The sequence below is a fragment of the Kitasatospora sp. MBT63 genome (genome assembly GCF_000710465.2).
Classification (GTDB): domain Bacteria; phylum Actinomycetota; class Actinomycetes; order Streptomycetales; family Streptomycetaceae; genus Kitasatospora.
In genome coordinates this window covers 11,299-20,597 of sequence record NZ_JAIZ01000472.1, presented here as the reverse complement: position 1 = coordinate 20,597, position 9,299 = coordinate 11,299, and the positions used below count along the sequence as shown (strand labels likewise).

Below are 9,299 nucleotides of genomic sequence, written 5' to 3'. Positions count from 1 at the left end.
GGCGGTCCGGGGTCGCAGACCGGGCAGGGGGTGAGGGCGCGTTCGCGGACGGTCGCCGCGTCCACCGGGACGGCCTGCGGTTTGCCGGCCACCAGCGCGCAGTCGGGGCGGTGGTACAGGGTGCCCTCGGGGACGGCCAGCAGCGGGCCCGCCGGGGCGGGGGCGGTGTCGGGGCGGGGGTCGGTTCCGTCGGTGAGCAGCGCGTACAGCTGGTCGATCCGGGGGTCGGCCGGCCGGTCCCGGGGGCCGGGGGCCCGGTTGCCGAGCAGCAGGGCGCCGGCCGCGACCAGGGCGGTGCCGGGGGCGGTGGCGGAGGCGAGGTAGGGCAGCTGGCGGGCGGTGAGGGACTCGCCGGACACGCCGTACCAGCCGAGCAGGCAGAGCAGCAGCCCGGCGACCAGCACCGGCCAGCCCGGGTGCTCGCGCAGGGCGCGGGCGGCGGTCCGCAGGTACGGGCGGGGCATGGCACCTTCCGTGGGTGGAACTCTATCCGATATGGGGCTTCTGGGTGGTGCATGATGGTTTGTCCGGCGATCGTCCCTCATAGTGGCCCGTGCGGCCTGTTGCGCCGCGCCCGGCCCGACCGGCCGGGCAGCCAACCGAGCGACCGGGACCAGGTCGGGAAGACGCGGTGAGAGAGCCCATGCGCACCAGCCACAGTGACCACCGGCCGGCAGCCGGAGCCGGTCGGCAGCTCCCCCCGGACACCCGGGCGCACCGGGCCCGGCCGCACCGGGCCGCCGCCCTCCGGCTGACCGGCGCGGCGCTGGCCGTCGCGCTGGCGGCCGGGTGCAGCAGCAGTAGCAGCGGGAGCGGCAGCAGCGCCTCCGCCGCCCCGTCCGTGTCGATCTCGGTCTCCGGGCCGTCGGCCTCGGTGTCGATCGAGCTGTCCCCGTCGCCCTCGGCGACCGGCAGCGCCCCCGCCGACGTCGCCGGCGCCACCACCCAGGTGACCACCAACTGGGAGAAGTTCTTCGACCCGGCCACCTCGCTCGCCGACAAGTCCGCCCTGCTGGAGAACGGCGAGCAACTGGTCCCGGTGCTCCAGGGCTTCGCCTCGGACCCGCGGGTCGGCCAGGTGAAGGCCAAGGTCACCGACGTGGCCTTCACCTCGCCCTCCTCCGCCACCGTGACCTACACGCTCTCGCTGCAGGACCAGGTGGTGCAGCAGGACGCCACCGGCCAGGCCGTCCTGGTCAACGGCACCTGGAAGGTCTCCACCTCGACCCTGTGCGGACTGGTGACCCTGGCCGGGAGCGCCTCCGCGGTGCCCGGGTGCAGCTGAGCCGGCGACGGCGGGCGGCGGCGGCCGGGCGGCGCCCGGCGGCCGCCGCCCTCGCGCTGCTGCTGCTGCTCGCGCCGGCCACGGCCTGCGGCAGCCGGCTGCCGCGCAGCGCGTTCGGCTCCGCCGGCGGCGCACCCGATCTGGCCACGGACACCGGGGTGAGCGCCCGCGAGATCACGGTCGGCATCATCACCTCGCTGACCAGCCCGGTGGGCGGGGAGGCGCTGGCCGGTCCGCGCTACGGCGCGCTCGCCTTCTTCCGCGCCCAGGCCGACCAGGGCGGCCTGCACGGCCGCACCGTCCGGGTGGTGACCTGCGACGACGGCGGCAGCGGCCTCGGCAACCGGGACTGCGCGCACCGGCTGATCGACCAGGAGCACGTGTTCGCCCTGGTCGCGGGCAGCGTGCTGGACTACGCCGGGGCGCCGTACGTCGACGCCCACCAGGTGCCCGACGTCGGCGGGCAGCCGATCACCACCGCCTACGACCGCTGGCCGCACCTGTACAGCATCTACGGCTCCGCGGCGCCCCGGGACGGCCGCTCGGTCGGCTGGGACGGTGTCCTGTACCAGAGCACCGAGGTCTACCGCTTCTTCAAGGAGCGGCTCGGCGCCCACAGCGCGGCCGTGGTCTCGTACAACCAGGCCGACTCGGCGCGCTACGCCCGGCAGTTGGAGGAGGGCCTGCGGGCGGAGGGGTACCGGGTGCTCAGCCAGAGCGTGGACCTCGCGCTGCCCGGTTTCCAGACGGTCGCCGCCGCGATGAAGGCTGACGGCAGCGAGCTGCTCTTCGACGCCATGGACAGCCGCGGCAACGCCGCCCTCTGCCAGGCGCTCGACGCCGCCGGGGTCCGGCTGACCGCCAAGGTCACCAACGTGCAGAACTGGTCCGAGACGGTGCGCACCGACTACCGGGACTCCCCCTCCTGCCGCAACGACCTGTGGGCCACCTCGTCCTCCCGCAACTACGAGGACACCACGCAGCCGGCCGTCGCCGCGTTCCGGGCGGCCATGGCGCGCTACTACCCGGAGCGCGCGGGACAGCTCTCCGCCTGGGAGCTGGAGGGCTGGGCGGCGGCCCTATGGCTGACCGACGCGATGGACTCCTGCGGCACCGAGCTGACCCGGGCCTGCGTCGGGCGGTTCATGAACCGCCGCGAGCCGTACGACGCCCACGGCCTGCTGATCCCCGCCGACTTCACGCCGCAGCCCCGGCCCAGCGGACCCACCCTCGCCTGCCTGAACGCCGCCCGCTGGCAGGACACCGCGTTCGACGGACGGGGCGGCTGGGTGGGCCAGGTCGACTTCCCGGCCACCGCCTGTTACGACGTACCGCAGCTCCCCTACCGACCGTGACCGTCCGATCACGTTTCTTCAACGGCTTGGCGACATATGGGAGTTACGTGCTCGAAAGGTGAACAGCGCGGCCGCGCTCTGGTTGACTCACCGGCCTGCCCACCCCCGCCGGAACGGAGCCTTCCACCGCCATGCCCTCGTCCACCCGCAGCCGCCACCGGCAGCTCGCCGGCCTCGCCGCCCTGGCCCTGGCCGCCGCCTTCGCCCTGACCGGCTGCGACCCCTCGGACACCGGCGGCGCCCCCGCGCCCGCCGTCTCCACCAGCGCCGCCGCCCCGGCCGCGGCCGTCACCAGCGCCACCCCGGACCCGACGCCGACGCCGAGCCCGACTCCGAGCCCCACGCCGAGCCCGACACCGACCGTCACCGAGGCCGCCGCGGCGAACGTCCCGCCGCCCGCGCCCCCGGCCGCCGTCACCACCACCAAGCCCGCGGCGCCGAAGACCACCGCCCCCGCGCCGAAGACCACCACCAGGACCGCCGAACCGCCCCGCACCAGCGAACCTGCCCCGGCCCCGGCCGGCTGCGAGATCGTCTCCAACGCGGGCAACTGCTACCAGGCCGGCCAGTTCTGCCGCGACGCCGACCTCGGCCGCTCCACCCACGACGCCGGCGGCCGGATGATCTACTGCCGGATGGTCAGCGGCAAGCCGCACTGGCAGGCCTGAGCAGCGGACGGCCACCGGGTCGGTCCACCGGCGGGCAGGCTCTAGCATGTCGCCGGAGATGATCGGCGGCGGGCCGGACCCGGCCGCGCGGGGAACGGGGGACACGGGATGCGGTTCGGCCTGCTCGGGGCGCTCACGGTGCACGACCCGGCCGGGCGCGAACTCCCGCTCGGCGCACCGAAGAACCGCGCCCTGCTGGCCGTACTGCTGCTGCGGGCCAACCACGCGGTGTCGCTGGACACCGTGAAGTCCGCGCTCTGGGGCGATCACCCGCCCGCGAGCGCGACCGCCTCGGTCCACAACCACGTGACCCGGCTGCGCCGCGCCCTCGGCGACGAGGGCGCGGCCCGGCTGCGCGCCGACCAGCGGGGCTACCGGATCGAGGCCGACGAGCAGGAGGTCGACGCGCTGGTCTTCACCGGCCTGGTCCGGGCGGCGGACGCCGCCCGCCGCCGGGGCGACTGGGCCGCCGTCGGCAGACGTTCCCGCGCCGCCCTCGCACTGTGGCGCGGCGATCCGCTGACCGGCGTCCAGCTCGCCGAGCACGCGGCGGCGCAGGTGGAACCGGAGCTGGAACAGTGGCGGCAGTCACGGCTCCAGGTGCTGGAGTGGCGGCTGGAGGCCGAACTGCGCGACGGCGAGCACGGCGCCCTGGTCGCGGAGCTGACCGCGCTGGCCGCCGAGCACCCGCTGCGGGAGGGCTTCCACCGGCAGCTGATGCTCGCACTGCACCGCTCCGGACGGCAGGCCGAGGCGCTCGCGGTGTTCCAGCAGCTGCGCAAGCGGCTGGTGACGGAGCTCGGCGTCGAGCCCGGCGTGGACGCCCGGGCCGCCCACCGGGAGATCCTCGCCCCGCCCGAGGACGATCCGGCGCCCGCCCCAGGACCCGGCGCACCTGCCCAACTCCCGAGGGACATCCTCGACTTCACCGGCCGCAGCGACCAGCTGGACCGGCTCTCCGCGCTGCTCGCCCCCACCGAGCCACCGGGCCCCGGCGTGCTGCGGGTGGCGGCCGTCAGCGGACCCGGAGGCATCGGAAAGACCACGCTCGCCGTCCGCGCCGCGCACCGGATCGCCGACGGCTTCCCGGACGGGCAGCTGTACGTCGACCTCCGCGGCGTCCACCACTCCCCCGCCGACCCCGGCGAGGTGCTGGCCGGCTTCCTGCGGGAGCTGGGCACACCCGAGCACGACATCCCGGCGACCGAGGAGGCCCGCGCCGCCCGCTACCGCAGCCTGCTGGCCGACCTCCGGGTCCTGGTCGTGCTGGACAACGCCCGCGACACCGCCCAGGTCGCCCCGCTGCTGCCGGGCTCCGCGGGCTGTGCGGCCCTGGTGACCGCCCGGCGCAGACTGCCCGGCCTCGCGGGCGCCGTCCACCTGGACCTGTCCACGCTCGGCGACCGGGACGCCCACGAGCTCTTCGCCGCCATCGCCGGTCCCGAGCGGGCAGCAGCCGAACCGGAGGCCACCGCCGAGGTGGTGCGCCACTGCGCGGGCCTCCCGCTCGCCCTGCGGATCGCCGCCGCCCGCCTGGCCGGACGCCCCTCCTGGCAGGTGGCGACGCTCGCCGACCGGCTCGCCGACCACAGCCGCCGGCTGGACGAACTGCGGGTCGAGGACCTCGCCGTCCGGGCCAGCTTCCTGATGAGCTACGCGCAACTGCGGGCCCCCGACAGCCCGGACGGTCCCGGGCCCGCCCGGGCGTTCCGGCTGCTCGGGCTGGCGCCGGGCGTGGACATCGGCCTGCGCGCCGCCGCGGCCCTGCTGGGCCAACCGCTCGACCGCACCGAGCAGGTGCTGGAGCACCTGGTCGACGTCAGCCTGCTCGACAGCACCGGCCCGGACCGCTACCGCCTGCACGACCTGCTCCGGGACTTCGCCGCCGAGCGGGCCGAGGCCGAGGAGGGCGCGGACGCCGGCCGGGACGCCGTCGGCCGGATCGTGCGCTGGTACCTCGACAGCCTCGTCGAGGCCGACGCCGTCATCTTCCCCACCCTCAGACGGCCGGAGCGCCTGCCCGAGGACCCCGGGTACCGGCCGCACGGCTTCGCCGGGGTACCGGACGCGCTGCACTGGTGCGACGCCGAAAGGGTCAACCTGGTCGGCGCCACCGAGGCCGCCGCACGGCACGGGTTCCACCACATCGCCTGGCGGATCCCCGGCCACGGCTGGTCCTACCTCACCCACCGCAGCCATCTGCAGGACTGGCTGACCACCAGCACGGCCGGCCTGGCCGCCGCCCGCAGCGCGGGCGACAGCGCCGCCGAGTCGCTGATGCTCACCATCAGGGGCCGCGGCCTACGTCCAGGTCGGGGAGTGGCCCCCGGCGCAGGAGAACTTCAGGGCGGCGCTGGCGATCCGGCGGGCCGACGGCGACGTGGCCGGCCAGATGGCCACCACCAACAACCTCGGCATCCTGATGCGGATCCAGAAACGGAACGCGGAGGCCAGGGAGTACTTCCTGCAGGCGCTGGAACTCGCCGGCTCCCTGGACACCCGGAACCACGAGAAGATGGTGCTCACCAACCTCGGCGGCGCCGAACTGGAACTCGGCCACTACCCCGAGGCGCTGCGCTGCCTCGGCGAATCGGTGCGGCTCAGCGAGGAACTCGGCGAGCCCGCGGCCAACTCCGAGACCTACACCTCCCTCGGCGTCACCCACCTGCGGATGGGCAACCCCGGGCTGGCGGTGCCCGCGCTCAGGTCCGCCATCGACAGCGGCGCCACCATCGGCGTCCCGTTCACCGAGGCCGTCGGCCACGCCTACCTGACCATCGCCCTGCTCGGGCTCGGGCAGCCGGACGAGGCCTCGGCCGCCTTCGACGTGGCCCGCGCCGCGGCCGCCCGGCTCACCGGATCCCAGGTCGCCACGGCGGGCGACGTCCTGGCCGAGGCCGAAGCGGCCCTGCAGTCGGCACGGCCCCCTGCCACCGGCCGGCCCTGACCACCGGCCGGGCCTGACCGCCTGACCACCGACCGGGCCTGGCCGCCGGCCGGGCCCGGGTCGCGGCTACCATGGCCCGGATCGGGAGCCGGGGTGCGGGAGGGACGTGGGATGCGGTTCGGTCTGCTCGGCCCGGTGACCGCGCACGACGACACCGGCCGAGCGCTGGCGCTCGGCGCACCGAAGAACCTCGCCCTGCTGACGGTCCTGCTGCTCGACGCCAACCGCACCGTGTCGCTGGACCGGATCAAGGCCGCCCTGTGGGGCGAACGGCCCCCCGCCAGCGCCACCTCCTCGGTGCACAACCACGTGACCCGGCTGCGCCGCGCCCTCGGACCCGCAGGAGGCCTCCGGCTGCGCGCCGCCCCACCGGGCTACCTGATCGAGGTCGGCGCCGAGGAACTGGACGGCACCCGCTTCACCGACCTGCTGCGGGCGGCCGACGCGGCCCGGCGCGGCGACGACTGGCCCGCCGTCGGCGAACGGGCCAGGGCGGCGCTCGCGCTGTGGCGCGGCGAGCCGCTGACCGGGGTGGTGCTGGCCGAGCAGGCCGACACCGCCGCCCGCCCCACGGTGGAACGCTGGCGGCAGGGCCGGCTGCAGGCACTGGAGTGGCGGTTCGAGGCCGAGCTGCGGGCCGGCGGGCACGCCGCCCTGCTCCCCGAACTGGCCGGGCCGGCCGCCGAGCACCCCCTGCTGGAGAGCTTCCAGCGGCAGCTGATGCTCGCCCTGCACCGCTGCGGGCGGCAGAGCGAGGCACTGGCCGTCTACCACCGGCTGCGCCGCCGGCTGGTGGAGGAGCTGGGCGTCGAGCCCGGCGCCGAGGCGCAGGCCGCGTACCACGAGATCCTGACCCACCCCGCCGCGGCCCCGACCCCTGCGCCGGGCCCCACACCCTACCGGCCACCTTCCCAACTCCCCCGCGACATAGCCGACTTCACCGGCCGACAGGGCCAGGTACGGCAACTCCTCGACCTGCTGACCCCGGCACCTGGCGGCGGCCCGCTCGGGGTGGTCGCCGTCAGCGGCGCCGGCGGGCTCGGCAAGACCACCCTGGCCGTGCACAGCGCCCACCGGGCCGCCGCCTGCTTCCCCGACGGCCAGCTGTACATGGACCTGCGCGGGGTGCAGGCCACCCCCGCCACGCCGAGCGACATCCTCGCCTGCCTGCTGCGCGACCTCGGCGAACCCGAGGACCGGATCCCCGCCTCCGAGGACTCCAGGGCCGCCCGCTACCGCAGCCTGCTCGCCGACCGCCGGGTGCTGGTCGTCCTCGACAACGCCCGCGACGCCGCCCAGGTCAGACCACTGCTGCCGGGCTCCGCGGGCTGCGCGGTGCTGGTCACCTCGCGGCGCCGGCTCGGCGGGCTGGCCGGTGCCGTCCACCTCGGGCTGTCCACCTTGGCCGACACGGAGGCGCACGAACTGTTCGCCGCCCTCGCGGGCCACGACCGGACCGCCGCCGAACCCGCCGCCACCGCCCGGGTGGTGGCCCACTGCGCCGGGCTGCCGCTGGCCCTGCGGATCGCCGCCGCCCGCCTCGCCGGCCGGACCTCGTGGAACGTGTCCACCCTCGCCGACCGGCTCGCCGACCACACCCGCCGGCTGGACGAGCTGCGGGTCGAGGACCTCGCCGTCCGCGCCACCTTCCAGATGAGCTACGCCCAACTCGCCTCCCCGCAAGGCCCGGAGGAGATCCACCCGGCGCTGGCCTTCCGGCTGCTCGGACTGGCGCCCGGCCCGGAGATCAGCCTGCGCGCGGCCGCCGCCCTGCTGGACCACCCCGCGGAGCGGGTCGAGGACGCGCTGGAGCAACTCGTCGACGCCTGCCTGCTGGAGAGCGTCGCACCGGAGCGCTACCGGCTGCACGACCTGCTCCGGGACTTCGCCGCGGAGCGCGCCGCCGCCGAGGAGCCCACCGGGCGCCGCCGGGCCGCCGTCGGCCGGGTCACCGGCTGGTACCTGGACAGCCTGGTCGAGGCGGACGCCGTCCTGTTCCCCGGCGCCGCCCGGCCCGAGCTACCGGTCCCGCAACCCGGCCACCGCCCGCACGGCTTCCGGCACTTCCAGGACGCCGTGCACTGGTGCGAGACCGAACGCACCAACCTGGTCCGCGCCACCGCCGCCGCCACCGAGCACGGCTTCCACCGGACCTGCTGGCTGCTGCCCGGCTTCGCCTGGGCGTACCTCAACCTGATGGGCCGCTGGCAGGACTGGCTGGACATCACCGAGGCAGGACTGGCCGGCGCCCGCGCCGCCGGGGATCCGGCCGGCGAGTCCACCGTACTGACCGCCCGGGGCGCGGCGTTCATGCAACTGGAACGCTGGTCGGAGGCGCTGCACCTGCTCCGGGCCGCCCTGCGGATCCGCCAGGAGACCGGTGACGTCCCGGGCCAGATGTCCAGCACCTGCACCATCGGCCTGGTGTACCGCCGCACCGGACAGCGCGAGGAGGCCCGTGCGGCCTTCCTCCAGGCACTGGCCTTCGTCGGGCCGCCGGAGCTGCGCAAGCGCGAGGTCACGGTGCTGGCCAACCTGGCCCTGATCGAGTTGGAACTGGGCCGCTACGCCGACGCGCTGGCCTACAGCGAGCGGGCCCTGCGGGCCGGCCGGGAGTTCAACGAACTCCCCGGCGACGCCAACACCCTGGTCACCAAGGGCGCCGCGCTGAGCGGACTCGGCCGCGACGCCGAAGCCGTCGCCCCGTTCCAGGAGTCCGTGATGCTCGCCCGCTACATCGGTGACCGGTTCTGCGAAGGCATGGCCCTCGCGCGGCTCGCCCTGGCACTCACCCGGCTGGCCCGCACGGCGGAGGCCGAGGCGGCGGTCCTGGAGGCCCGCGCCGTGGTCGAGGTGCTCGCCGAGCGGGCCGCCGCCTGGCAGGCGGACGCCGTCCGGGCGCAGCTCGACGGGGTGGCCGCCGCCGCGCTCACCGCCCGCGGACACGCCGCCGTCGGGCAGGCCGCCGTCGGGCAGACCGCTCCGGCCGCCCGTTCCGGGCTGCCGGCCTGACCATCGGACGGCGCGACCGTCAGCCGGCCCCA

Annotated in this window: 6 protein-coding genes and 1 pseudogene; 6 read left to right on the top strand and 1 reads right to left on the bottom strand. The window is 76.1% G+C overall.

Going from position 1 to position 9,299, the window contains the following annotated elements; genetic code table 11:
* Positions 1-464: hypothetical protein (locus AA75_RS25815; RefSeq protein WP_063794439.1), on the bottom strand; the 464-nt coding region annotated here is incomplete at its 3' end.
* Between the two features lie 179 nt (positions 465-643).
* Between AA75_RS25815 and AA75_RS25810 the strand changes: the two genes are divergently transcribed.
* From AA75_RS25810 to AA75_RS25785, 6 genes and pseudogenes are all read left to right on the top strand, one after another.
* The gene (locus tag AA75_RS25810; RefSeq protein ID WP_233289194.1) at positions 644-1,285 is read left to right on the top strand and encodes a hypothetical protein; all 642 of its coding nucleotides are present in this window, start codon (positions 644-646) and stop codon (positions 1,283-1,285) included.
* Complete coding sequence (locus AA75_RS25805) at positions 1,282-2,640, top strand: ABC transporter substrate-binding protein (RefSeq protein ID WP_149038377.1); 1,359 nt, start codon at positions 1,282-1,284, stop codon at positions 2,638-2,640. Before AA75_RS25810 ends, AA75_RS25805 begins: the two co-directional genes overlap by 4 nt.
* A 131-nt stretch (positions 2,641-2,771) precedes the next feature.
* Entirely contained in the window at positions 2,772-3,308 is a 537-nt protein-coding gene (locus tag AA75_RS25800) for a hypothetical protein (protein ID WP_051813359.1), read from the top strand.
* A 108-nt stretch (positions 3,309-3,416) separates the two neighbouring features.
* A pseudogene (locus tag AA75_RS54070) lies at positions 3,417-4,838 on the top strand (BTAD domain-containing putative transcriptional regulator); the annotation flags it as partial.
* Positions 4,839-5,661: 823 nt separating this feature from the next.
* Entirely contained in the window at positions 5,662-6,255 is a 594-nt protein-coding gene (locus AA75_RS54065) for a tetratricopeptide repeat protein (RefSeq protein WP_368666608.1), read from the top strand.
* Positions 6,256-6,366: 111 nt separating this feature from the next.
* Positions 6,367-9,267 (top strand): AfsR/SARP family transcriptional regulator, encoded by a 2,901-nt coding sequence (locus tag AA75_RS25785; protein ID WP_051813357.1) that lies wholly within the window; start codon positions 6,367-6,369, stop codon positions 9,265-9,267.
* The last annotated feature ends 32 nt before the right edge of the window (positions 9,268-9,299 follow it).